21 protein-coding genes are annotated in these 24,133 nt (G+C 66.7%); 15 read left to right on the forward strand and 6 right to left on the reverse strand.

All coding sequences use genetic code 11. The features are described from left to right. Positions 1-307: 307 nt before the first annotated feature. The gene (locus ACNSN4_RS00500) at positions 308-1,240 is read left to right on the forward strand and encodes a DUF8054 domain-containing protein (RefSeq protein ID WP_418283808.1); all 933 of its coding nucleotides are present in this window, start codon (positions 308-310) and stop codon (positions 1,238-1,240) included. A 561-nt stretch (positions 1,241-1,801) separates the two neighbouring features. Here ACNSN4_RS00500 and ACNSN4_RS00505 read toward each other — a convergent pair. Beyond that, complete coding sequence (locus ACNSN4_RS00505; protein ID WP_418283809.1) at positions 1,802-2,335, reverse strand: DUF7344 domain-containing protein; 534 nt, start codon at positions 2,333-2,335, stop codon at positions 1,802-1,804. A gap of 420 nt (positions 2,336-2,755) precedes the next feature. On the opposite strand from ACNSN4_RS00505, the gene ACNSN4_RS00510 reads away from it, so the two are divergent. The 8 genes from ACNSN4_RS00510 (at position 2,756) to ACNSN4_RS00545 (ending at position 12,893) form a co-directional block, all read left to right on the forward strand. Further along, positions 2,756-4,057, forward strand: coding sequence for a choice-of-anchor W domain-containing protein (locus ACNSN4_RS00510; protein ID WP_418283810.1), 1,302 nt, complete (start codon positions 2,756-2,758; stop codon positions 4,055-4,057). Positions 4,058-4,212: 155 nt separating this feature from the next. Next, on the forward strand, positions 4,213-5,973 hold the full coding sequence (locus ACNSN4_RS00515) for a SipW-dependent-type signal peptide-containing protein (protein ID WP_418283811.1): 1,761 nt from the start codon (positions 4,213-4,215) through the stop codon (positions 5,971-5,973). 153 nt (positions 5,974-6,126) lie between these two features. Further along, entirely contained in the window at positions 6,127-7,680 is a 1,554-nt protein-coding gene (locus tag ACNSN4_RS00520; RefSeq protein ID WP_418283812.1) for a VWA domain-containing protein, read from the forward strand. A 109-nt stretch (positions 7,681-7,789) separates the two neighbouring features. Further along, positions 7,790-9,151, forward strand: a complete 1,362-nt coding sequence (locus ACNSN4_RS00525; protein WP_418283813.1) for a SipW-dependent-type signal peptide-containing protein — start codon at positions 7,790-7,792, stop codon at positions 9,149-9,151. Between the two features lie 235 nt (positions 9,152-9,386). Next, a complete protein-coding gene (locus tag ACNSN4_RS00530; RefSeq protein ID WP_418283814.1) occupies positions 9,387-10,163 on the forward strand; it encodes a hypothetical protein in 777 nt (258 codons plus the stop codon). After that, a complete protein-coding gene (locus ACNSN4_RS00535; RefSeq protein ID WP_418283815.1) occupies positions 10,160-11,299 on the forward strand; it encodes a SipW-dependent-type signal peptide-containing protein in 1,140 nt (379 codons plus the stop codon). The genes ACNSN4_RS00530 and ACNSN4_RS00535 overlap by 4 nt, the downstream gene beginning before the upstream one ends. Further along, positions 11,299-12,216 carry a signal peptidase I gene (locus tag ACNSN4_RS00540; protein WP_418283816.1) on the forward strand — a complete coding sequence of 306 codons (918 nt, stop codon included), beginning with the start codon at positions 11,299-11,301 and terminating at the stop codon, positions 12,214-12,216. The genes ACNSN4_RS00535 and ACNSN4_RS00540 overlap by 1 nt, the downstream gene beginning before the upstream one ends. Next, the gene (locus ACNSN4_RS00545; protein ID WP_418283817.1) at positions 12,213-12,893 is read left to right on the forward strand and encodes an ICP22 family protein; all 681 of its coding nucleotides are present in this window, start codon (positions 12,213-12,215) and stop codon (positions 12,891-12,893) included. Before ACNSN4_RS00540 ends, ACNSN4_RS00545 begins: the two co-directional genes overlap by 4 nt. A gap of 222 nt (positions 12,894-13,115) precedes the next feature. On the opposite strand, the gene ACNSN4_RS00550 is transcribed toward ACNSN4_RS00545, so the two are convergent. Beyond that, positions 13,116-14,030: a hydroxymethylpyrimidine/phosphomethylpyrimidine kinase family protein gene (locus tag ACNSN4_RS00550; protein ID WP_418283818.1), complete on the reverse strand. Its 915-nt coding sequence runs from the start codon at positions 14,028-14,030 to the stop codon at positions 13,116-13,118. Positions 14,031-14,115: 85 nt separating this feature from the next. On the opposite strand from ACNSN4_RS00550, the gene ACNSN4_RS00555 reads away from it, so the two are divergent. Then, positions 14,116-14,796, forward strand: a complete 681-nt coding sequence (locus tag ACNSN4_RS00555) for a DsbA family oxidoreductase (protein WP_418283819.1) — start codon at positions 14,116-14,118, stop codon at positions 14,794-14,796. A 6-nt stretch (positions 14,797-14,802) separates the two neighbouring features. On the opposite strand, the gene ACNSN4_RS00560 is transcribed toward ACNSN4_RS00555, so the two are convergent. The 4 genes from ACNSN4_RS00560 to ACNSN4_RS00575 form a co-directional block, all read right to left on the reverse strand. Beyond that, a complete protein-coding gene (locus ACNSN4_RS00560; RefSeq protein ID WP_418283820.1) occupies positions 14,803-15,675 on the reverse strand; it encodes a phosphatase PAP2 family protein in 873 nt (290 codons plus the stop codon). After that, entirely contained in the window at positions 15,672-17,618 is a 1,947-nt protein-coding gene (locus ACNSN4_RS00565) for an ABC transporter substrate-binding protein (protein ID WP_418283821.1), read from the reverse strand. The genes ACNSN4_RS00560 and ACNSN4_RS00565 overlap by 4 nt, the downstream gene beginning before the upstream one ends. A gap of 150 nt (positions 17,619-17,768) precedes the next feature. Next, entirely contained in the window at positions 17,769-18,953 is a 1,185-nt protein-coding gene (locus tag ACNSN4_RS00570) for a hypothetical protein (protein ID WP_418283822.1), read from the reverse strand. Between the two features lie 44 nt (positions 18,954-18,997). After that, complete coding sequence (locus ACNSN4_RS00575) at positions 18,998-19,300, reverse strand: DUF7091 family protein (protein WP_418283823.1); 303 nt, start codon at positions 19,298-19,300, stop codon at positions 18,998-19,000. A gap of 296 nt (positions 19,301-19,596) precedes the next feature. Here ACNSN4_RS00575 and ACNSN4_RS00580 point away from each other — a divergent pair, with 296 nt between their 5' ends. From ACNSN4_RS00580 to ACNSN4_RS00600, 5 genes are all read left to right on the forward strand, one after another. Next, positions 19,597-20,523, forward strand: a complete 927-nt coding sequence (locus ACNSN4_RS00580; protein ID WP_418283824.1) for a replication factor A — start codon at positions 19,597-19,599, stop codon at positions 20,521-20,523. After that, positions 20,524-21,168 (forward strand): RPA family protein, encoded by a 645-nt coding sequence (locus ACNSN4_RS00585; protein ID WP_418283825.1) that lies wholly within the window; start codon positions 20,524-20,526, stop codon positions 21,166-21,168. Positions 21,169-21,288: 120 nt separating this feature from the next. Next, positions 21,289-21,693 carry a DUF8146 domain-containing protein gene (locus ACNSN4_RS00590; protein ID WP_418283826.1) on the forward strand — a complete coding sequence of 135 codons (405 nt, stop codon included), beginning with the start codon at positions 21,289-21,291 and terminating at the stop codon, positions 21,691-21,693. A gap of 347 nt (positions 21,694-22,040) precedes the next feature. Further along, on the forward strand, positions 22,041-23,144 hold the full coding sequence (gene pdhA / locus ACNSN4_RS00595; protein ID WP_418283827.1) for a pyruvate dehydrogenase (acetyl-transferring) E1 component subunit alpha: 1,104 nt from the start codon (positions 22,041-22,043) through the stop codon (positions 23,142-23,144). Next, the gene (locus ACNSN4_RS00600; RefSeq protein ID WP_418283828.1) at positions 23,145-24,131 is read left to right on the forward strand and encodes an alpha-ketoacid dehydrogenase subunit beta; all 987 of its coding nucleotides are present in this window, start codon (positions 23,145-23,147) and stop codon (positions 24,129-24,131) included. Positions 24,132-24,133 lie beyond the last annotated feature (2 nt).

Genomic DNA, 24,133 nt, shown 5'->3' on the forward strand with positions numbered 1-24,133 from the left:
TCAAAGAACATATCAGTATCTATTGGTATGTCTGACGGGGACCGACGACGGGATAGCGGACGTTTGTCGGCACGCACCCATTCGAATCGGGATATTATTCCGTCGTTAATTTACGTCGAGTGATGGATCGCGATCGCGATCCGGCGTCCGGAGCGACCTCTGAGCGACCGGGATCGCAACCTGAGTACGCGGAGATACGCCGTCGGCCGATGCGGGAGTTCGGCCGCCAGTTAATCGGGGACGATGTCGCCGTTGTCGGTCCCGGTAGGCCGGTCATACATACGCCCGATCCGTGCCAAAGAACGGTATGACACCGTCACACGACGTGCCAGCACGCGACGCGTCCACGCACCGTGCGGCCACGCGGCGAACCGGCCTCGACCGCTTCCGGCAGGCGGAGTACACCGGCGAGAACCGTTGTCTCCCCTGCGCTATCGTCAACGTCGGTATCGCGAGCGTCGTCGCCGCCGCGGTCACCGTGCTTTTTGCGGTCGAACTCGCGGCCCTCGTCTTCGCCGTCTCACTCGCGGCTATCTGGCTGCGCGGCTATCTCGTCCCGGGGACGCCCGAGCTCACGAAGCGCTACCTCCCCGAGCGCGTCCTGCGACTGTTCGGTAAAGGGCGGGAGGCCGCGCCGCCCGCCGAGATCGACGCCGAGTCGTACCTCCTCGCCGCGGACGTGCTGATCGAGACGCCCGACGGGACGGAGTTCGCGTTCGCGCCGTGGTTCGAGTCGGCGTGGTGGTCTCGCCTCGTCGAGTTGGACGAGGTGGCCGACGAGTCGGCTCGGGACGGCTCGGACCCGGTCGCTACCGACTCGACCGCGGACGGCGCGAAAGCCCCCGCCGACATCGCCGCTCTCGCGACGCTCACCGGCGCCGACGCCGAGGCGCTCTCGATCGACTGGCGCGGCGGGGCGGCGTACGCCCGCGCTGACGGCGCTCGCATCGGCCACTGGGAGTCCCGCGCGGCGTTCCTCGCCGACCTCGCCGCGGACCGCGTCCTCGCCGACCGGCTCGACGACTGGGAGCGTCTCCCGCTCGCGGCGCGAAGCGGCGTGCTCGGCGCGCTTCGGCTGTTCGTCGAGACCTGCCCGACCTGCGAGGGCACCGTGGCGCTCGAAGAGCGGGTGGTCGAGTCCTGCTGTGCGAGCTACGACGTCGTCGCGGGGCGATGTCTCGACTGCGACGCGCGCCTCTTCGAGATGGACCTCCCCCCGTCCGTCGCGACGGCCGCGTGAGGCGGTCGCTCCCTGCGTTGCGACCGGCGTTTTAGTTATAAACCCATTCTCCTAACCGACGGTGCGAGGGAGTCGGTGGTCCGGAGCGAAGCGGAGGACCACCGACGAGATCGGGGAGGTGAGGGGATGCGGTTGCTGTGCTGGGTGGGACTCGAAGGGGCAGTCACCGGCGCGTGGCGCCGGTTGCAAGCGAGAGCTCCGCTCTCGCCCTGCCGCGAGGACGAAGCACGGCGACGTAAGCACTGGAAGGAGCGAACGGAGGTGAGCGACTGAAGCGCACAACAAGTCGCGCGAGTCCTCGCGGCTGGGGCTTTGGAGGTGCTTGGCGCAGAATCGTCAATCTCGTATAAATAGTCGACCGCAACGCCAGTCGATCGCTTATAACCAACTACTCAGCTAACCCGATATACCCGCTCCCGTCATCAGTCATCTCGTGTCTGTACTGACCGAAACCGGACTCGGATCTATCCCTTGCTACGGATTTCACCGGAGCTTCGTTATAAACGTACGACGCGCCGGGCTGCGCTCCGTATACCGGCCGCAAACGAACTCGCCCCGCTCTCACCGACTCGGGCGGAACTGCCGCAGCACCGAGAAGCGGTTGACCCACAGCTGATACGCGCCCGCGACGGCGAACGCCGCGAGGAAGAGGCTCGCCCACAACACCGGATCGACCGCGCCGACGACGGGCGCTCCGAGGAGCGCAGCGAGCAGCACCGTCAGCGAGACGATGCCGAGCGCGCGGTACAGCTCCGACCACGTGACGCCGTTCGCCGCGACGATCTCCGTGTATAAGGAGACGTCGCGAGCGTGCCGCGAGACCTCGATCGTCTGCGTCTCCCGGTCGTACTCGATCACGCCGAGCTCCGCTAACTTCGGCAGGTGCGTCTGGACGAGCGAGGTGTACACGCTCTCGCGACACCGCTTCGGCGGCGGACTCTCGCCCGTCTCGCGGCCCGCGATCAGCGACGACAGCTCGTGGACGGTCACCGCGCCGCCGACGCTTTCGAGCTGTTCGAGCGCGCGGCGGCGGCGCTCGTTCGCGAGGACGGCGTACACCTGTTCGGCCGGGAGGATGTCGGTTCGGAATTTCATGGACGGGCCTCCGACACCCCGCTAGGGCGACGTGTCGGTCGTTGGTCACTCTCACTCTCGTTGAGGGCATATGTATGCGTCAAATACCCCTGACTTGTCGGGCCGTACGGTGCCGTTCTCCTCCGAGAAAATCGATAGACTGCGGCCCTGTACGCTCGCTCTCTGCCGGTGTCTCGCTCCGCGCATCGCGCTCGCGGCGGCACGGTGTTCATACCGTCATTTTCGTCCCGAGTATGGCGATCATGCCGCCGTTTTTGCTCCCAGTAGGGCGGTCGAACCGCCGGTCGAACGCCTCGTTCCACCGGATCGAAGCCGGCGTTCGACGATGACGTGGCTGCTCGTAACTAGGTGGGTATCTCGCTCAGAGGGGAGTAACCGATGCCGCCGTCGGAACGGCAACGCGTCGGACACAAACCAATCATGAACCCCGAAGACAACAACATCGGACTCTCGCGGCGTAAGATGCTCGTCGGCCTCGGCGCGGTCGGCGTCGCCTCCGCGGGTGCGGGACTCGGTACGACGGCGTATTTCAGCGACGAGGAGAGCTTCACGGACAACACGCTCACCGCGGGCACGCTCGCGCTGCTCGTCGAGCAGAAGGTCGTTCGCGTCAATCAGGACGGCATCGGCCCGGACGAGCTGGATTTCATGGAGGCGCTCGCGGAATCCGACGACGAGGCCGTCGTCACCGACGAGATCGTCATCGAGGACGCGAAGCCCGGCGACGAGTACGAGTTCTGTTGGCACGTGGAGATCGACGGTAACCCCGGATTCGCGAAGGTGTGCTTCGACGCGGACGAGCAGACCGGTGCCGAGGCGGGCAACGCGTTCGCCGCCGACCTCTACGACGTCGACGCAGACGAGGACATGATCACGATCGGCGAGGCCGCCAACGCAACGGCGACGCTCACGTTCGCTGACGGATCCGAGGTCGTCGTGTACGAGAACGGCCTCTCCGGACTGTTCGATGCTCTCGACGATTGCATCCCCGTTCCGTCGTCGGCAGAGGAGTTCTGTCACCAGCCCAACGAGCCCGTCGAGTTCTGCGTCGAGATCGAGATCCCGGCGACCGTCGGTAACGAGCTGCAGGGTGCAGTCTCGACGTTCGGTGTCGACTTCCACGCCGAGCAGTGCCGCCACAACGACCTCGCGTCCTTCCTCGGCCGCGAGGCCGAGACGGAAGTCGGCGACGGGTTCGTCACGGTCGAAGAGGAGTTCGCCCAGGCGAGCATGAACGCACGCGGGCGGTTCGGCGACGGCGGCGGTCCCCAGACCTGGGAGGTCGGAATCTGGGAGTCGTCTCAGACCGACGACGAGGCGAACTACCCGTGGGCGTCCGGCGAATCCGTCCCCTTCAGCTTCGAGTACGACGGCGACGCCGACGTCTCGACGTTCGATCTGGACGGCGTCGAAGTTACCGCGAGCGGCGGCGAACCGCAGGGACGTATCGGCGTTCAGACGAAGGCCGACCAGGCCACGATCGACGTCGAGAACCTCGCGCTCGCCGACGCCGACGGCGTCCCGATCGCGCTGGTCGGTCCCGACGGCGTCACCGCGAGCAACGACGGCTCGGGTCGCGACCTCCGGTACCTCGTGATGAACGCGAACCCCGCACTGCTGGCGGACGGCTTCGTGCTGAGCGGCGACGTGACGGTCACGCTCGAAGGCGACTACGACACGGACGCCGAGGAGGGCGTCGCGTTCGACGTCGTCGTCGAGTAACCGTTCGCCGACCCCTCGGTCCTCACGGGCCGATTCGCTCCGAGTCGACTCGCACCTGCGAACCGACTCACTCCCCCGTGGACGGTCATCACTGACCGCGGCCACAAGACGGTTCGACTCCGTCGGCGGGACTCCCCACGGAGGGGTGTACAATCATGACTGACGACCACTCATCAACGTTCGACATCTCGCGGCGAAAGCTCCTCGGCGGTCTCGGAGCGATCGGCGTCGCCAGCGCCGGTGCCGGCCTCGGCACGACCGCGTACTTCAGCGACCAGGAGTCGTTCGACGACAACGCGATCACCGCGGGCACGCTCGCGATGTTCGGCAGCTGGCAGCAGCTGTACTACGGCGCCGACCAGTCGGTCCGCCCCGGAGACTACGGCGGGGCTGGCCGACCGTGGGTGAACGCGTTCCCCGACGACGACGGCGACGGCATCCAGTCGCTCGGCGACCGGGCGTACGTCGACGACCCGAGTGACGACCCCGCGACGGGGCGGAACCTTCCGCTGTCGTGTAACGACTTCACCGATCTCGACGGCGGCGAGCGCCCGATCATCGACCTCGACGACGTCAAACCCGGCGACAAGGGGGAGGTCACCTTCGGGTTCACCGTCTGTGACAACCCCGCGTACGTCTGGATGAACGGCGAGATCACGAGCGAAACGCCCGGACAGGGCGACGGGAACCTCGCGGACCACCTGATGGCGAAGGTCTGGCGCGACGACGACTGCGACAACGTGTTCGACGATCTGGAACCGTCCGACATCCTCCTGATGATCGACGTCTCCGGGTCGATGTTCTACGAGCGCTACGGCGCGCCGGTTCTCGACGACGAGATCACGATCGACGGCGGCTACGGCGAAACGTCGTACGACGAGACCACGACGATCGACCTCGTCGAACAGGGCGTCGTCGACTTCATCGATCTGCTCCTCGACGCGATCGCCACGGACCCGAACGTCGACGCCGGGGACATCCGCGTCGGCGGACTGCTGTTCGACGGTTACGCCGACAGCGACCTCGACGATCCCAACATCGTGGAGATCGCGTTCGACGAGGACCTCGGAGACCTGATCACGCTCGACTCGGACGGGGAAGCCCCGCTGCGGAATCTCCGCGAACAGCTGGCCGACATCGTCGGCGGGCCCCTCGATCCGTTCGCGAGCGCTGGCTCGATCGACGTCGGTACCACGCTCGAAGAGGCGTACGAGACGGCCGTCGGCATGTTCGAGAACCGCAGCGACGACTCCCGCAGCGCGAAGTCGCTGACGTTCACCGACGGTGAGCCGTTCCCGCCGGGATCCGGAAGCATTCCGAATCAGCGGTACGAGGACCTCCTCACCGCGGCGAACGAACTTCGGACGCACCCGGACTACGCGTCGAACATCTTCGTCCTCGGAGACGACACGTCGCGCCCGAAAGCCGAGTTCACCCAGCGGGTGCTCGCCGGCCCGGCGGGGATTGCCATCGACGTCTCGGGCGCGGTCGCGGCCGACTTCGGCGGCGACCCGTTCAGCTTCGGCGGCGATCCGGCGTTCTTCTTCAACATCGCCGACCCGACGTCGATCCCGTCGGTGTTCGCGCAGGTCGCGCTGGAGATTCTGCCCGAACAGGTCATCACCTGCGGGACGCTCGCCGACGTGTTGACAGGCTTCGAGAGCGGTTACGGGACGGTCCTCAACGGCAGCCCGCTCGACGACAGCGCGGAGTGCTTCGAGACGGACGTGACCCACTGTCTCGGCTTCAGCTGGGAGTTCCCGATCCGGTCGACCGACGACGAGGCGGAGTTGGACAACAACGACGTGCAGGGTGCCGAGCTCGTGTTCGACCTCGGACTCTACGCCGAGCAGTGCCGCCACAACGATCCGGAGGGCGCCGGCGTTCCGATCGACGACGCCCCCATCGTCGGCTAGGACCCCCGCGTCCTGACGGCTGGCTACCCTGTCACACCCCATTTGGACCACGATGCTCCGGTTCGGTTTCCACCGGATACTCGTGACGCGGATCCGGTCTGCGACGCGGCGGTTCGACTCCGCCGATGGGAATTCCCCGCGAGGGGACCAATCATGACTGAAAAGCAAACACAATCAATCGGACTCTCGCGGCGCAAGGTGCTCGCTGGCCTCGGTGCCGTCGGCGTCGCGTCCGCGGGCGCGGGACTCGGCACGACCGCCTACTTCAGTGACCAAGAGTCGTTCGACGGCAACGCGATTACCGCCGGCGAACTCGATCTCAAACTCGACTACCGGGCCACGTACAACGGCGGCCCGGGGCGACTCGACGAGATCCAGGAGTACTACCCGGAGTTCGACGTGGTCGAGGAAGCGGACGGCGTCTACCTCCTCGGTGAGGTCCCGGCATCCGACAGCGACGCGTGGGAGGATGTCGTCCGCGAGGCGGACTTCTGTCACGGTAGTATTGCCGAGGAGCTAATCAACGGAGACGAAATTCCCGTGTTCACATTGGACGACGTGAAGCCCGGCGACTACGGCGAGGTGACGATCAGCCTCCACATCTGCGACAACCCCGCGTGGATGTGGATGCGCGGCGAGCTCACGGAGAACGCGCAGAACGGCTACACCGATCCCGAACACCGAGCGCTCGACGAGGGCGACTTCGATCACGACGACACTCCGTTCGGTGGCCAGTTGGCCGACGCAATCGAGACCCGACTCTGGTACGATGAGAACTGCAACAACATCTACGAGGGCAGCGGCGAGACCGGCGAGGTCGATGTCGCCGTCGTGATGGACGTCTCCGGGTCGATGAACAACATCTTCACCCCCGCAAAAAACGGAGCGAAGACGCTCGTGAACGAACTCGCGGACAGCGATCAGGGGGCGCTCGTCTCCTACCAGACCGGGGCCACCCGTGAGTTCGATCTTACGGCCATGGACGCACAGGGAAAAGGCAATCTGGAGACCGCCATCGACGGGCTGAATCCCGGCGGATTCACCAACATCCAAGGCGGTGTCATCTACGCGGCGGAGGAACTTCTCGGTGACGAGGACTTCTCGAACGACGAGCTCGGGATCGACCTGACGACGAACCCCAGCGGCAACGACCGCGCTGGCGCGGACAAGGTCATGGTCTTTCTGACCGACGGGCAGGCGAACCGGCGGTACAATCCGAACGGATCCGTCACCTCGTCCGGAAACCACAACCAAGCGGCGATCGACGCCGCGCAGGCTGCGAAGGACGCGGGTATCCGCGTGTTCACGATCGCGTACGGTACGGGCGCTGACCTCCAGCTCATGCAGAACATGGCGTCCTCGCCCGACGACGCGTACGACGCGGGCGATATCAATGCGATCCAGCAGGTGTTCGGCCAGATCGCCGGGTCGATCACCGGCGAGGAGGAGATCTTCCGCGGCTCGCTCGCCGAGCTGATGAGTGTGCTCGATGGCGGGATGTTGCTCGACGGAAACCGCGCAACCGAGGAAACGGTGCCGTACGCGGGTGCACTGACGCAGTGTCTCGGGTTCGAGTGGTGGCTCCCCACCGACGTCGGCAATGAAGTCCAGACGGACTCTGTCGGGTTCGACATCGGCTTCTACGCCGAGCAGTCGCGACACAACGCCGACCCGGAGAACCCCTTCGTTGAGAACTCGACGGCATAGGCGCGCGTTCACGAGCGACATCGTCGCTCACCCCCACACGGACCTCGCAATGAGGCGGCCGGTACGACGGTTCGACTCCGTCGGTGGGAGTTCCCTTCGGGGACCAATCATGACCGACACCAACTCAACTATCGGACTCTCGCGGCGCAAGGTGCTCGCCGGCCTCGGTGCCGTCGGCGTCGCGTCCGCGGGCGCGGGACTCGGCACGACCGCCTACTTCAGCGACCGGGAGTCGTTCGAGGGCAACGCGATCACCGCCGGACAGCTCGATCTGAGCGTCACGTGGCAGCAGCTGTACTACGGCGGACCGCAATCGTCACGCGCACAGGACTACGGGAGCGCGGAGCGCCCGTTCGTCAACGCGTACCCCGACAGCGACGGCAACGGCCTCCAGTCGTTCGAGCGGGGCGACGGCGTCCACGAGTACGTCGACCTCGACGCCTACGACGATCCCGAGGAAGCCGCGAAAGCGGGGAGAAACCTCGAGTTCGCCTGCTCGGAGATCGCGACGTTCGACGAGCCCTCGTTCGGGCCGAACGAGGACGCGCTCATCGAGCTCGACGACGTGAAGCCGGGCGACTGCGGCGAGATCACGTTCGGCGTCAAGCTCTGTGACAACCCCGGATACATCTGGTTACAGGGGCTGTTGCAGTCGGAAACGAGCGGCGACCACCCGGACGGCGAGGAAGGGGTTCCGCAGCTCGCCGACGAGATCGTCGCCCGCGCGTGGTACGACGACGGCGACAACGTCTTCGACGAGGGCGAACCGCAGATCGTCTCCGGCACGCTCCGCGAGGTGCTCGACGCGCTCCGCGACGGTACGCTGCTGACGCCCGATCCGATGCCGGTCGAGCCGCCGGAGGCGCTGATTCCGGACGACGCCGATGTCCCGATCGACGAGGGGGCGGCCTGTACTCCGCTCCCCAAGGAGGACGACGGCGCGGTCATCGACGGCCTCGCCGCCGGTGACACCTTCGAGTACACGCTCGCCGATGGGACCGCGGTCGTCATCACGCTCACGGACGTGACGTACAAAGACGACGAGCCGATCGGCTTCGCGTGGTCGAGTACCGTTCCGATCTGCCAGGTGACTCTGAAAGGCGGTCCCGAGGGCATCGCCCCCGGCGAGGGCCTCCCGACGCTGTACGACTGCGAGACGAGCGGCTCCGTCGCCACGACGCTCGCACCCGGCGGGGAGCCGTACGCGATCAGCAACTTCCGGTTCTACGTCTGTGCTGTCGGTGACGACGGCGAACTGCCGCCCGCCGAGAACGGAGGGGCGTGCTTCCAGCCGTCGAACACGTCGTTCATCGGCTTCGAGTGGTGCCTCCCGACGACCGTCGGCAACGAAGTGCAGGGCGACTCGCTGTCGTTCGACCTGTCCTTCTACACCGAGCAGTGCCGGCACAACGCCGACCCGGAGAACCCCTTCGCGAACGGAGCGGCGGGATCGGACTCGGACGACGAGTAGCCGAACCGAGCAGCGCCGACCCGACGCTCGGAGCGTCGACAGCGGGCCGCCGACCGCGACCTCCCGATATCGCCTTCGGGGCCGCTCGGCAGGGACTCCCTGCCGCCTCGGTAGGACGGAGTTGTCGGGAACGACGAGCGTGTGCTCGTCAGGTAGGTCACGCATACATAGGACCGCAGGCGGCGTTTGAACGCCCGAAGACGAGCGGCCGTCCGAAGCCGACACGGAGACACGAATGACGAAAGAAGATCCACAACTAACGCGGCGAAAGGCACTCGCGGGCGCCGGAGCCGTCGGCTTCGCGACCCTCGGCATGGGCCGGGGACGCCCGACCGCCAGCTGGAACGAATACACGAACTACACGTACGCCGAGTCCGACACGCCGACGCGGCTGCTCGTCGGCTGGCGGAGCACGTACAACGGGGCGGTCGTGGGCGAGAGCCCGAGCGACGACGTCGACGACATCGACGTCTCCCTCATCCCGGCGACGGCCCTGCGCAACGTCCTCCCCGGCGACGAGGGCACCGCGAGCGTCGGCCTCCGATTGGAGGACCCCGGAGAATTGGTCCCCGAGGGCGCTCGCGTGTGGATGCAGATCGAGGCGAACCTCGACGACGACAACGCCGCACAGCGGACGCGAAACGAGGCGCTCGCGGGCCGGATCGCTCTCGACGTCCGTTACGACACCGGCGTTCTCGGCATCGGTCGATGCGCCGGCGCAGAAGACGAGCTCGTCGGCTTCGGCGAGGAGATATTCTCCGGGACGTTCGCCGATCTCGCCGGCACCGACGGTCTCGCGTCGGGGATCGAACTCGACCCCGGACTCTTCGACAACGGGTGTCTGGGTCCCGGCGAGCGACGCTGTCTCACGTTCGTCTGGGCGTTCCCGCCCGGCGAGGGGAACGTGGGAAAGGGCGGCGCGATCGACTTCGACGTGACGTTCCACGCCGTCTCGTGCGACCGACCGGAGAATCCGTTCGACCGCGACGGCGAGGGCGAGGTGGTCGCATGACCGCTTCCAGAGACCGCTCCGGGTCCGACACCCGAGTCTCCGGTCTGAGCCGTCGTCGGCTCCTCTCCTCGCTCGGCGCGGTCGGCGCGGTCGGTGCGGCGAGCGGATCTGGCACGTTCGCGTACCTCTCGGACCGCGAGACGCTCGCGAGCAACGACATCGGCACCGGGACCCTCGACCTGTTGATCGATGGCGCCGTCGTCGACGGTCCGATCGAGATCACCGTCAGCGGTATCGATCGCGGAGCGTCGGGAGCCGAAACGCTCACGCTCGGTGTTCGGACCAACGCCGCCCGCGTGTGGCTCGCGACCGACTGCCCCGAGCACGGCGACGACCTCGCTGCGGCACTCGACGTGCGACTGACCGTCGACGATCGACCCGTCTCCGGCGGCTGGCGGTCGTTCGCCGCCTTCCGGCGGGTGTTCGTCGACGGACTCCGCCTCGACGACGGGTGTCTCCCGCCGGACGAGGGCGTTCCGGTCACGCTCCACTGGAGGCTCCCGGGAGACGTCGACGACTCCCTCGGGGGCTCGCGAACCGAATTCGCGTTCCGACTGTACGCCGAGCAGTGCCGGCACGTCTCCGAGGACGACGCAACCGGATCGAATCCGTTCGCTGGGCTCGGTCCCTGCGACGAGCTACCGGAGTGCGCCGTCTGTGAGGACGGCGATCGGTTCGCTCGGTTGACGTTCGAGTACCTCGGGTCGGACGACGCTCACGTCGCCGCGAGATCGCGGGGTGCGGGACAGGTCGGCGTCGCGTTCGAAGGACCAGTCTCGCCAGGCGGCACGTTCACCGCTGACGGGGCGTCAGTCGGCGACGACGGCGAGCTGGGGACGAACCTCTACCTCGACGACGGAAGCGACGATCAGCCCGGCGGATCGCAGGGGACTGGAGGCGGTGGCGGCAATGGCAATAGCGAATCGCAGGGCGACGGCAACGGGGGCGGAAACGGTGGGAACAACGGTCGCCCGCCGGGCCTGGAGGTCCACACGAGCTGTTCGGAAGAGCTCTCCGTCGGACAGCTGTTCGGCCCGTCCGACGCCCCCCGCTACCGTCTGGTCGCCGGTGAGGTCGCTGGAAAAGGACCGATCTGTGAACAGCCGACCGACGACGGTCCGGTGGAGGACAACTGATGAACCTACCCATATCACTCAAAACACTCGCAAACGCACTCGGGATCGTCCTGTTGATCGCCCTCGTCGCGCCCTTCGTGGTGTACGCGGTGCCGGGGATCGTCGGGGCGGAACACAGCTTCGTCGTGCTCACGGCGAGCATGACGCCGGCGATCGCCCCCGGCGACGTGGTGATCGTCGACGAGCGCGATCCGGCGACCATCGCCGAAGGCGACGTCATCACGTTCGTCCGCAGCGGTAACGAGGTCCCGGTGACGCACCGCGTGATCGACGTCGTCGACGGGGCGAACGGCGTCGCCTTCGAGACGCAGGGCGACGCGAACGGCGGCCCCGACGCCTCGCTCGTATCGGGCGAGAACGTCCTCGGCGTGGTAGCGATCACGATCCCGTACATCGGGTACGTGATCCAGTTCGCCGGCTCGCCGCTCGGATTCGTCGCGCTCGTCGTCGTCCCCTTCGGACTGCTGGCGCTCTCTGAGCTCTGGTCGATCGTCCGGGCCCGCAGTGCGGCTCCGGGGACCGCCGACGCCGTCGTCGCTGCCGATACTGCCGACGACGTCGGCACGGCTGCTACCACCGAGGCCGCCTCGGATGAACCGGTCGGCGTCTCGCTCGACGCGGTTGTCGGCGCCGCCGCGGTACTGCTCGCGTTCGCGCCCTACAGCGTCTACGTCGCGTCGCAGTCACTGACTGCGCTCTCGCTCACCGTCGCGATTGCGGCGACGATGCTGCTCCTCGGAGCGGTCGCCGTCTGGGTCTCGGCGACGGGGCTTCTACGTCGCTCCGATTCGATGTCGGAGACCAACACGGCCGCTGACGAGGTCGATGTGGCAGATCCCACCGGGACGGGCGAGGACGCACCCCCGTCGAGCGAGCCACCGATGATCGCCGACGGTGCCGCGGAGGCGGAGCGATGACTCCGACCCGGCGGCTGGCTGCCTTCGCTGTGGCCGCGATGCTCGTCTGGAGCGTCGCCTTCGGCGGCGGCTACACCGTCGCGCTGTTCTCGGCGAGCGCCGAGGTGTCAGGCTCCTTCGAGACCGACGAATTCGAAATACCACTCGATGGCGAGGGTGACGACGCGACAGAGAACACCACGAAAAACGGTTCCGAAGCGCCCGAAGTAGACGGCACCCCGCCCGAGAGTGATTCGATCGAAAACGACTCGATCGAAAACGGATCGACGGCAATCGATCCGATCGGCAACGAAAGCGCGACACCGGATGGCAACGTCTCCGAATCGGAGTCTCCCGAGGCTGTCGACGATGAACCGGTCGACACAGCCAACACCGGGCCCGGTGAGTCCGATGATTCCGACGAAGGGGACACGGTTGACGACGGCGACGAAGGAGTCACGGCTGACGACGGGGACGCTACGAACGACCCCGCCGATTCGTCCGACGAGGAATCGAGCGTAGAGGCCGATTCGACCGACGGCAAAGAGTCCTCTGACGGCGATACCGACACTGCCGATGGCGACGACGCCGATACCGACACCGCCGATGGCGACGACGCCGAAACCGCCGCCGACGGCACTACCGTCGACGATGGCGGATCGCCCTCGGAGGCGGACTCCGGAGGCCCCTCGGCATGAGTTCGTCTATTCGGCCGCACAGTCGTCGTGCCTGCGCGTGGCCTCCGGCGGATTTCGGTCAACGAGGTCGAGGGCTCGGATCGAAGCTCACTGCGCTCCTACTGATGACGATGCTACTGCTGCTCGCGCTCCTTATCGGTCTCGTTCGCGGGATTGCGTAGCGTTACGCCCCACACCGCGAGTCGTTCACTCTGTTGTTTGTTTATCCACTTCACACAAAATTCAGCTCTGGTCGAGCACGGTCGGATCGACCGCTCCGGGCCCATCGCCAACGTCGTACCCGTTCCTGACCGCCTCGCTCATTTCCTCGACTGCGGCGGCAACCGCCTCTCGCAGTCGCTCGCCCCGCGTCAGCCGCGCCGCGATCGCGCTCGATAGCGTGCAGCCGGACCCGTGCGTCGCGTCCGTCTTGATCCGAGGGTTCTCGAATCGAACGACTGTGGGATCGCGGTCGGCGGTTGACGCGTCGTCGCGGTCGCCGTCTCCCTCTCCATCGCCCACGACCAGCGTGTCCACCACCGTCGCACCCGCTTCATCCTCGCCGGTATCGCCCTCGCCGGTATCGCCCTCGCTACCTTTGCCGTCGAGGTGGCCTCCCTTTATCAGGGCGGCGTCGACGCCGCTCGTGACGAGTTCCCGACCGGCACGCTCTGCGTCGGCGACCGTCTCGACCGGTTCGCCGGTCAGCACCGCGGCCTCGTCGGCGTTCGGGGTGACGAGCGTCGCCGCCTCGATCAGCGCGTCGTACGCGTCTTCCGCCGCCGGCGACAGCAGCCGGTCGCCCGTCGCCGCCACCATCACCGGATCGACGACGACCGGCCCCCGAAATCGAGCGAGTAGCTCGGTCACGGTCTCGACGGTCTCGGCCGTGGCCAGCATCCCCGTCTTCACTGCCCCCACGTCGAAATCCTCGACGACCGCGTCGTACTGGGCCGCGACGTGGTCCGCCGGGAGCGCGTGAACCCCCGCGACGCGGCGGGTGTTCTGGGCGGTGGTCGCCGTCACGACCGACGTCCCGAAGACGCCGTGTTCGGTCATCGCCTTCAGATCCGCCTGGACCCCGGCACCCCCGCCGCTGTCGCTCCCGGCGATCGCGAGCGCGACCGGCGGCGAGACGGGCTCGTACGCGGTTGGCATATATAGGTGGTACCATCCAGTCATATTAATTCGTGGCGATCGCTGCCGCCGAACGCCCTTTGCCCGTCGCCCACGTAGCGGTCGCATGACGAACGCATCTCCCGAGGACGGTTCGGCGAGCGAAGCGGCTGCGAGCGACGCGAGCGCGGCCGACCCGATCACCGTCTACTCCGACTACGTCTGCCCCTTCTGTTACCTCGGTCGCGCGTCGCTCTCGCGGTACCAGGAGACCCGCGAGGAGCCCCTCGCCGTCGACTGGCATCCGTTCGACCTCCGTGCGGGCAAGCGTAACCCGGACGGCACGATCGACCACGCGGTCGACGACGGGAAAGACGACGACTACTACGCGCAGGCGCGAGAGAACGTCCGACGGCTCCAGGAGGAGTACGACGTCGACATGGCCCAGGAGATCGCCGTCGAGGTCGACTCGCTACCGGCGCAGATCGTCTCGTTTCACGTCTCCGAGACCGTGCCTGACGCGTGGCCCGCCTTCGACGACGCGGTGTTCGCGGCGCTGTGGGAGGACGGTCGAGACATCGGGGACCGTGAGGTACTCAGAGAGCTCGCGGGCGACGTCGAGGGACTCGACGCCGACATCGTCGACGCCGCACTCGCGGACGGGGACCTCCGTGACCGCGTGACGACGCTGTTCGCGGCGGCCAGAGAGCGCGGAATCACCGGCGTCCCCACGTTCGCCTACGACGGTCACGCCGCCCGTGGGGCGGTGCCGCCCGAGCATCTCGAACGTCTCGTCGAAGGCGTCTGATCGCCGTTATTCGTCCGTAGCCGTCGGTTCCACGTCAGCACCGCGAACCGCCTCCGTCTCATCCTCCGACCGCGAATCGCCGTCCGCCGGATCGACGAACCGGTACGCGAGGAACACGGCTCCGAGCGCGAGGACGATCCCCCCGATCACGTCGGTCAGCCAGTGGATACCGAGGTACATCGTCGCGATCACGACAGAGACGGCGAACCACGCGGCGATCGGCGTCCACAGGGGATACTCATCCCGGGTCAGGGCGGCGAACGTCGCGGCCGTGACCGCCAGCGACGTGTGCAGCGAGGGGAACACGTTCGTGTTCTCGTTCACTTCGTCGGTCAGCGCCTGAAACTCGGGATTATAGGTATACAACAGCGATGTCACCATGTCCGGCATGACGTTCCGGGGACCGTGTGCGAACACGATGGTGTATATCACGAGCCCGATCGCGTAGTTAAGCGCGTATGCGACGATCAGCCGCTTCAGCGTCGTCGTCTTCGGCAACGCGAGGTACGCGACGAACGGGAACGCGAGCAGGAACACGTACCCGTACACGTACACCCACGAGAAGTACATCGTCAGCTCTGGGACGACGAAGCTCGCCTGCACCCACGCGACGAAGTCGCCCTCTATCGCGTAGATCGTCCCCGTCAGCTGCAGGCCGACAATAGTCGACACGCTCGCCAGCGCGCCGCGCCCGACAGCGCTCACGAGGAGCACTCCTCCGAGCATGGCCAGCGCGTATTTGGACTCGCGCAGCCGTGGAATCGTCTCGTTCCAGAGGTCGTACAGCCGACGCGGGCCGATGATCACGACGCTCGCAACGAACAGCATCGTCCCGACCCACGCGAGTAGCGACAGCGCGACCGATACGAGCGGGTTCATCGGTCCCGTGACAGCAGTTCTCTGTCATCGTTGAATCGGTATCCCGCGTCTCTGAGCGCTTCACGGGCCGCTTCGACGTCCACGCTGCCGTCCTCTCCGAGGAACGGGTGGACCGGATCCGTGTCGTCGTCGCCCCATCGAAGATCACTCGGCACCCACTCGGGTGAAGCGGCGAGCGGCGAGGCGGCCGGCTGCGCGTACCCCTCGAACGCGTCGTCGATGAGTGCGGCCTTGTCGACGAGCGACGACAGAATTCCGCGGAACCGCGGATTCGACAGCGGCGCTCGCCGCGCGTTGTACCCGACGTGATAGAACGCGGCTGACCGGGTGCTTACGAGCCGTGCATCCGCCTCACGACCGATCCGGGGCACTGAGTCCGGTCCGAGATTTGAGATGGTTGCGTCGGCTCGGCCGTCGCCGACCGCCTGCACTGCGGCGATGTCCGACGGCTGGACCTCCACGACCAGCCGGTCGAACACCGGCTTCCCGTGGAACCGCTCCGGAATTCCCGCGGCAGTCGGGTGATCGTCGGTCGTCTCCCCGTGGTTCGCGGTCCCGTCTTCGTCGGTCGTTTCGTCGTCGGTCGTTTCGTCGCCGCCCGTCGTTCCGTCGTCGTCGGTCGTTCCGTCGTCGTCGTCGTCGGTCGTATCGTCGCCCGCCCCCTCGTCCCCGTCGTCTCGTCCGCCGCGCACGAGGAAGTGGTTAGCGTTCCGCGCGAACGTCACCGACTCTTCCGGCGTCGCCGAGACGAGCTCTATCGGGCCGCTGCCGACCGGATCGGGGTTGTTCGACACCACCGCCTCGGTCGTCTCTCCGTCGAACTCGACCCCGGCTATCGTCGCGACCGACGTCCGATCGCGCCAGACGTGTTCGGGGAGAATCGGGATCTGCAGCGCTCGCGTTCCGACGCGCCGGTTGACCGTCTCGATTTCGAGTCGGACGGTCCGGTCTCCGCGAGCGGTCGCCGACTCGACGAGCGACGAGCGCCCACGGAACTTCGGAGCCGGGACGGGGGTCTCGACGTTCCCCATCGACGTGTCGTGAAGGAAGTCGTACGTGAACGCGACGTCGGCGGCTTGCACGGGTTCGCCGTCGTGCCACTGCGCGTCCCGAAGGGTGACATCTACCGTCCCCGCGTCGCTCCACTCCACCGATTCGGCGAGCCACGGGACCGGTTCCCCGTCGATCATGCGGACCAGTTGATCGTACAGTAGCGAGGTGAACGTGCCGTGCCGACGGTACTCAGGTGCGATCGGGTTCCAGTTCTCCGTGATGCGCTGGTCGGTGGTCACCAGTTCGAGCGCCGTTTCCGTCTCGGTGTCCGTCGACTCCCCACGCTCCAACCCGAGCAATCCGTTGACCGACAGCGGCTGGTTGCTTCCCCATCCCTCGAACCGCTTGTCCCGTATCGCGGTGAGTGCATCGGGGAACGCGACGACGGTGAACGGCTGCAGCTCACAGAGCACTGACTGCAACTCGCCGACGACGCGCTTCCGTTGGCCGTCCGTGGCGGTCCGCTGTTCCGCCAGCAGCTCGTCGACTGAGAACTCGGTGAACCCGAACGGGTTCTGCCACCCCGTCTCGGCGATAAACTGGGAGTGCGTGAACGCGTACAGCGCGTCCGGGTCGAACGGCTCCGCCTCTAGGTACTGGCCGACGTACACGTCGAAGTTGTGGTTGAGCAGAACTCGTCGTCGGAGGTCCATCTGACCCATGGTGTTGATCCGCGTGTCGATACCGACCGCAGTCGCGTTCTCGGCGAGCTGTCGGGCGATTCGAATCCCGTTCGGGTCCTCGTCGGCCGGAGTGGTAATGATCTCCAGATCGAGTTGGGACGCGCGGTCTCTTCCCGCGATATTCCGCGCGCGACCGATACAGCCAGCGCTCAGGGTCGCCGCACCGATCCCCGCGAGCGCGTCTCGCCGACTGATCCGCCGCGTCATCTGTTCGTTTCTCTTTCGGCCCCGATGTATATCTCTTCTGTGGTGGGACACTCCGCCGTCGTCCTTGGACCCGTTCTGTCAATATCGGTGACAAATAGCACGGAGACGGCCGACTCAGGGGAGCAACGACCGGTGTTTTGCGACGTGAATCTAGATCACGCCAGCGAGCGGCAGCGCCAGCCCGATCACCCACGCGAGGAGTCCGACGGCGAGAGCGGGGCGGTCGTCGGCCGCGCGCCCGACGGCGACGATCCCCAGCGCGGCGAGCAGCGCGACGCGGTGCACGATCAGCCCGGGAGGCACTGCGACGCCGAGCGCGGCGAAATCGAGCACGAATCCGGCGCCGAGACCGACGCCCACGCCGAGGAACGCCGCGGCCGGGTCGGACCGATCGGCCTGGGAGACGATCAGCGCCGGGAGGCCGACCGCGATAACGAGATACAGCGGCGCGGCGATCGTCTTGGGTGGGAGCGAGGGATACGCGACCTCTATCGCGATGCCAGCGACGCGAACGCCGATGAACACCGCCGCGAGCGCTGCCCCGAGCAGGGCGGCATCGGCGTGTCGCGCCGCCTCCCCCCGAGCGCGTCGGGCGAACTCGCGCGCCGCGGTTTTCGTCTGCCGTCCGAGCAGCGCGCCCGTCACCGAGACGAGGAGCGCGAGCTCGATGACGGTGATCCAGCCGTCACTTAGTCCTTCCTCGATCCCGCGGTACTCGCGACTGACCGACTCGCCGCCGTTGCTCTCGATGAAGTCGTCCTCCAGTCGGACCGCCGGGTCGTTGATGTCGGGAACGGTGTGACGGAGGCGGAACCAGTCGTAGTACTCCTCGTGGATCTGGACGGCGGTGTACGCTCCGTCGGGCGACTCGTACGCGCGAATGTGATCCCGAGAGCCGAGGTACTCGCCGTCGTGGAGTTCGAACGATTCGGTCACCCATTCGCCCCCGTCGGGGCCTTCAAAGTACGTGTATCGGGTCGATCCGTGAGCGTCCTCCCAGTCGCGGGTGGCGATTTCGCTGACGAGTTCGGGGTCCGCGTCGCTCGCTTCTTCGTCCGTTTCCTCCCACTCCGCGTCGGGTCGTGCTTCGAGCGTTTCGCGAACCGTTTCGCCGTCACCGTGGAATACGACGTTGATCGCGAGCGTCCGACCCTCGGGGGACTCGCTCCGGCTCGTGTACTGCCAGACGCGGTAGTCGCCGTCGATCGCCATGAGCGCGTCGTCGTCGACCTCGACGACGGGGCGTTCCTCCAGTCCGTCGCTGAAGAACCCGGAGAGCGCGAGCCCCGCGGCGACGACGACGAGCAGCGCCGCGACGACCCTCGTCCGTTGCATGGGTCACCACAGACGAGCAGCGTAAAAACGTGTTGTGGTGGCACTCACCACGTCTCGACAAATCCCTCGCGGATATCCTCCGCGCAGCCCTCGCAGTCGGGGTGGTCGCCCTCGAAACAGGCGGGGCGTCCCTCCGCGTCGACCGGGATCGCCCGTCGCTCCGCGTGTCGGCGGCAGACGATCCGCGCGCGGCCCTCCTCGTCCGTCGGGAGGTCGTAGCGCTCCGTGCCCGCGTTGTCGCCGTCGGGGTCGCCGCGGCCCTCCGCGTACGCCTGCTTGGCCTCCTCGAACTGCTTTCCCGCCTTTCGGAGCTGCTGGCGGATGACGCGCTCGAGTCGGTCGTCCATACCTCTCGTTTCGGCGCTCGGGATATAGGTCCGTTGCCGTCCGCGGGGCGTCGGCGTCGCTGTCGGCGTGTGGTACCGTTCCACTCGAAACCGCGCCCGCGTCTGGCTGACGCTCGTCTGACGCGGGCGCGGTTCCGGCCGATTCGATCGATCGCTGGCTGGCGAGAAAATGATGGAAGAGCCGCTGGAACCGACCGATACGTCCACTTTCGCCGCGGTTGCGGGATTTTTAATACCGTGAGGAACCAATCGGCGTACGCCTCCCATTGAAACACGACCGGAGGCGGAGATACCCAATGAGCGAACTGCGACAGGAAGCGGAAGCGATAGCGGAACAGTTCTCGGACCACCTGAGCGTCGACGCCGACGACGTCGAAGAGCGACTGGAAACGCTCGTCGACGAGTACCGCGTCCCGCTCGACGAGGCGCGCCGAAGCGTCACCAACAGCTACCTCGAAGACGCCGGGATGGAGCGCGACGAGCTCGGCCGCGGCGGCAGCGAATCGGTGCTCGTCAACGACATCGACGAGGACGAGCAGTGGGTCGACCTGCGCGTGAAACTGGTAGACCTGTGGGAGCCCCGCAGCGACTCTATCTCGCAGGTCGGCCTCCTCGGCGACGAGTCCGGCACGATCAAGTTCGTCTCGTTCGAGACGTCGGAGCTGCCCGAGCTGGACGAGGGCGCGTGCTACGAGCTCTCCAACGTCGTCACGGACGAGTACGAGGGCAACTACTCGGTGAAGCTCAATCGGACCACCCAGATCACCGAGATCGACGAGGAGGTCGAGGTCGGCGACAACGCCGACACCGTCGAGGGAGCCCTCGTCGACATCCAGTCCGGCTCCGGGCTGATCAAGCGCTGCCCCGAGGAGGACTGCACCCGCGTCCTCCAGAACGGTCGGTGCTCCGAGCACGGACAGGTCGAAGGCGAGTTCGACCTCCGAATCAAGGGCGTCCTCGACGACGGCGAGACGGTCACCGAGGTCATCTTCGACCGCGAGGCCACCGAAGAGCTCACCGGGATGGGCTTGGAGGAGGCCAAGGACATGGCGATGGACGCGCTCGACACCACCGTCGTCGCCGAGGAGATGGGCGACGACGTGCTCGGGCGATACTACCGCGTCACCGGCCCCACCTTCGGCCGGTACGTCCTGGTCGACGAGATGGAAAACCCCGGTGCGGTCGACGTTGAAACGGCGCTGATCGAAGCGAGGTCGATATAAATGAGCCAGTCTGCCCCCACCCGAGAGGTCGCCCGGCGCGCGTTCGCGAGCGAATTCAACGACGCCGGTTTCACGTTCACCGAATCCGACGACGAGCGCGCGCCCGTCTACGCGCTGCTCCCGACCGGCGAGTCCGCGAACCGCGTGTTCTTCGTCGGCACCCTCACGGAGAAGGAGGACGTCGGCGAGGAGTCCGAGTACTGGCGCGGCCGCATCGTCGACCCGACGGGCACGTTCTTCGTGTACGCGGGACAGTACCAGCCCGAGGCCGCCTCGAAGCTCCGCGACCTGGAGCCGCCCGCCTACGTCGCCGTCGTCGGGAAACCCCGGACCTACGAGACCGACGACGGTACGGTCCGGGTCTCCGTCCGCCCCGAGTCGATCACCGAGGTCGACGCCGCCACCCGCGACCGATGGGTCGCGGAGACGGCAAAGCGAACGATCGAACGCGTCGCCGCGTTCGACGACGACGGGAACGAGTACGCGCGGATGGCCCGCGAGGAGTACGAACTCGACCCGGAGACGTACAAGGCCGCGGCGCTGTCGGCGCTCGAAGACCTCGACGCGGGTGACGGCGACGAGCTCGCTAACGGCGAACCCGCTGCAGGCGACGGCGCGGACCCGGCTGACGCGCCGGAGCCCTGAGGGCTTCGATCGTCGCCCCGACGCTGCGAGTTCCTGACGGGTCGCCGCGTCCGCCCGCGGTCTCGCCCCTGTGACCGTCTGACAAATGTTTAAGTAGTCCGCGTGACCAACAATCCGGTAATGGGCAACAAGAACAAGACGATCTCCTTCCGCGTCAACGAAGACGCGTTCGAGACCCTCCGCGACATCGCCGAGGAGCGGGACATCTCGCTGTCGGCGGTCTTCCGGGACTACGTGGATACGCTGGTTGCCCACGACGGACAGGTCCGGGTCGTGCCGGAGGCCGAACTCGAGAGCATGGGCGAGGGCGGCGAGTCGTTCCCCCCGAAGATCGAGGTCCCGAAGAGCTTCGTTCGCGAACACGAGCGGCTCGAGCTCGAAGCCGACCACCTCCGCGAGCAGCTCGAGGAACACAAACGGTACGTCAACTACCTCCGCGAGCAGCTGGAAGACGGCGACGAAGACGTGATCCAGCTAGAGGATCTCGACGGCGAGGCGGACGAACCCTCGTTCCGGCTCGGATAGCTGTCTGTCCGTCGTTTCTACGGGGTTCTCGCTGGCCGTGAGTTCTCGCTCGGCTCAACTGAGGCAACTCCGGGCGTCCGTCCGTGAGTAGCCACCCGATCACGGTCACCGTTCAGTTCCGATCCGGAGAGAAACTGTCCCGATTGTCCGTTACTGTTTGGAGAAACGCCGATGTTGACGAAAATATTGCCGAGAGCCGCGCGTATTCTCTAAAATCGTTTGATTCTTCTCGATACTGGTGGACAGTTTCTCACTGGTATCTGTGATTTCTGCTCATACTAAATTATTTACGAAAACAATATTACCCGGGCGGCGAACCGTTCGCACATGAACAGGTGGGTCCGACCGTGAGCGTGTTCGACAGAGCGTACGACGACCCGGTTCGCGTGCTCGACGAAGATGGCGAGGTCGTCGGCGATATTCCCGACCTCGACGCCGAGGAACTCGTCGACATGTACCGACACATGCGGCTCGCTCGTCACTTCGACGGCCGGGCGGTGAGCCTCCAGCGGCAGGGGCGGATGGGAACGTATCCCCCGTTGTCGGGACAGGAAGGCGCCCAGATCGGCTCCGCGGCGGCGCTCGACGAGGACGACTGGATGGTCCCCTCCTACCGCGAGCACGGAGCCGCTCTGGTCCGGGGGCTCCCGCTGAAACAGACGCTCCTCTACTGGATGGGCCACGAGGCCGGAAACAAGGCGCCCGAGGGGGTCAACGTGTTCCCGGTCGCGGTCCCGATCGCCTCGCAGGTCCCGCACGCGACCGGCGCCTCGTGGGCGACGAAGCTCCGAGGGACCGACGAGGTGTTCCTCTGTTACTTCGGCGACGGGGCCACGAGCGAGGGCGACTTCCACGAGGGAGTCAACTTCGCGGGCGTGTTCGACACGCCGACCGTCTTCTTCTGTAACAACAACCAGTGGGCCATCTCGGTGCCGCGAGAGCGACAGACTCGGAGCGCGACGCTGGCGCAAAAGGCGGAGGCGTACGGAATCGACGGCGTCCAGGTCGACGGGATGGACCCGCTGGCCGTCTACAGCGTCACGAAGGCCGCCGTGGAGAAGGCGCGAAACCCTGATACCGACCGACCGCGACCGACGCTGATCGAGGCGATCCAGTACCGGTTCGGCGCGCACACGACCGCCGACGACCCCACCGTCTACCGCGACGACGACGAGGTCGAGCGCTGGAAAGCGAAAGACCCCATTCCGCGGCTGGAGGCGTACCTCCGTAGCGAGGGGATTCTGGACGACGAGCGCGTCGCCGAGATCGGGTCGACGGTCGAACGGCGGGTCGCCGACGCCATCGACGCGGCGGAGTCCGAGGCGCGGCCCGAGCCGAGCGAGCTGTTCGAACACGCCTACGCCGAAATCCCGCCCGAGTTGCAGCGACAGTACGAGGAGTTCGCCGCCTTCCGCGAGGCGCACGGCGACGAGGCGTTTCTGGAGGAATAAATGAGCGAGACACAGAACCTCACATTGGTGCAGGCGGTACGAGACGGACTGTACACGGAGATGCGCGAAGACGACGACGTCCTCGTGTTGGGCCAAGACGTCGGGAAGAACGGCGGCGTCTTCCGCGCGACGGAGGGCCTCTTCGACGAGTTCGGCGGCGACCGCGTCGTCGACACCCCCCTGGCTGAGTCGGGAATCGTCGGCGCCGCGGTCGGCATGGCGGCGATGGGACTCAGACCCGTCCCCGAGATCCAGTTCTCCGGGTTCATGTACCCCGGCTTCGATCAGATCGTCTCGCACATGGGCCGCTTCCGAGCCCGGAGCCGCGGTCGGTACACGCTCCCGATGACGCTCCGCGCGCCGTACGGCGGCGGGATCCGCGCGCCGGAACACCACTCCGAATCGAAGGAGGCGTTCTACGCGCACGAGGCGGGACTGAAGGTCGTCATTCCGTCCACGCCGCACGACACGAAGGGGCTGCTCGCGGCGTCTATTCGAGATCCCGACCCCGTGATCTTCCTCGAACCGAAGCTCATCTACCGGGCCTTCCGCGAGGAGGTCCCCGAAGAGCCGTACACCGTGCCGATCGGCGAGGCCGCCACGCGACGCGAGGGCGAGGACGTCGCGGTGTTCACGTACGGGGCCATGACCCGGCCCACACTCGAAGCCGCCGAGGCGCTCGCCGAGGACGGGGTCGAGTGCGAGGTCGTCGACCTCCGAACGATCTCGCCGCTCGACCGCGAGGCGATCGTCGAGGCGTTCGAGGCGACTGGTCGGGCGGTCGTCGTTCACGAAGCGCCGAAGACCGGCGGGCTCGCCGCGGAGATCACGGCGATCATCCAGGAGGAGGCGCTGTTGTACCAGGAGGCGCCCGTGAAGCGAGTCACCGGGTTCGACGTGCCGTACCCGCTGTACGCGCTGGAGGACTACTACCTCCCGACGGCGACCCGCATCGAGGAAGGTATCAGGGAGGCGGTGGAGTTCTGACC

The organism is Halorubrum marinum, from assembly GCF_048381195.1.
Taxonomy (GTDB): Archaea; Halobacteriota; Halobacteria; order Halobacteriales; family Haloferacaceae; genus Halorubrum.

Coding starts and splice junctions, on each gene's coding strand:
- ACNSN4_RS00520 (WP_418283812.1), top strand. CDS start 6,127: ATGACTGAAAAGCAAACACAATCAATCGGACTCTCGCGGCGCAAGGTG.
- ACNSN4_RS00540 (WP_418283816.1), top strand. CDS start 11,299: ATGAACCTACCCATATCACTCAAAACACTCGCAAACGCACTCGGGATC.
- ACNSN4_RS00560 (WP_418283820.1), bottom strand. CDS start 15,675: ATGAACCCGCTCGTATCGGTCGCGCTGTCGCTACTCGCGTGGGTCGGG.
- ACNSN4_RS00510 (WP_418283810.1), top strand. CDS start 2,756: ATGAACCCCGAAGACAACAACATCGGACTCTCGCGGCGTAAGATGCTC.
- ACNSN4_RS00535 (WP_418283815.1), top strand. CDS start 10,160: ATGACCGCTTCCAGAGACCGCTCCGGGTCCGACACCCGAGTCTCCGGT.
- ACNSN4_RS00580 (WP_418283824.1), top strand. CDS start 19,597: ATGAGCGAACTGCGACAGGAAGCGGAAGCGATAGCGGAACAGTTCTCG.
- ACNSN4_RS00550 (WP_418283818.1), bottom strand. CDS start 14,030: ATGCCAACCGCGTACGAGCCCGTCTCGCCGCCGGTCGCGCTCGCGATC.
- ACNSN4_RS00515 (WP_418283811.1), top strand. CDS start 4,213: ATGACTGACGACCACTCATCAACGTTCGACATCTCGCGGCGAAAGCTC.
- ACNSN4_RS00570 (WP_418283822.1), bottom strand. CDS start 18,953: ATGCAACGGACGAGGGTCGTCGCGGCGCTGCTCGTCGTCGTCGCCGCG.
- ACNSN4_RS00525 (WP_418283813.1), top strand. CDS start 7,790: ATGACCGACACCAACTCAACTATCGGACTCTCGCGGCGCAAGGTGCTC.
- ACNSN4_RS00575 (WP_418283823.1), bottom strand. CDS start 19,300: ATGGACGACCGACTCGAGCGCGTCATCCGCCAGCAGCTCCGAAAGGCG.
- ACNSN4_RS00545 (WP_418283817.1), top strand. CDS start 12,213: ATGACTCCGACCCGGCGGCTGGCTGCCTTCGCTGTGGCCGCGATGCTC.
- ACNSN4_RS00555 (WP_418283819.1), top strand. CDS start 14,116: ATGACGAACGCATCTCCCGAGGACGGTTCGGCGAGCGAAGCGGCTGCG.
- ACNSN4_RS00500 (WP_418283808.1), top strand. CDS start 308: ATGACACCGTCACACGACGTGCCAGCACGCGACGCGTCCACGCACCGT.
- ACNSN4_RS00565 (WP_418283821.1), bottom strand. CDS start 17,618: ATGACGCGGCGGATCAGTCGGCGAGACGCGCTCGCGGGGATCGGTGCG.
- ACNSN4_RS00505 (WP_418283809.1), bottom strand. CDS start 2,335: ATGAAATTCCGAACCGACATCCTCCCGGCCGAACAGGTGTACGCCGTC.
- ACNSN4_RS00530 (WP_418283814.1), top strand. CDS start 9,387: ATGACGAAAGAAGATCCACAACTAACGCGGCGAAAGGCACTCGCGGGC.
- ACNSN4_RS00590 (WP_418283826.1), top strand. CDS start 21,289: ATGGGCAACAAGAACAAGACGATCTCCTTCCGCGTCAACGAAGACGCG.
- ACNSN4_RS00585 (WP_418283825.1), top strand. CDS start 20,524: ATGAGCCAGTCTGCCCCCACCCGAGAGGTCGCCCGGCGCGCGTTCGCG.
- ACNSN4_RS00600 (WP_418283828.1), top strand. CDS start 23,145: ATGAGCGAGACACAGAACCTCACATTGGTGCAGGCGGTACGAGACGGA.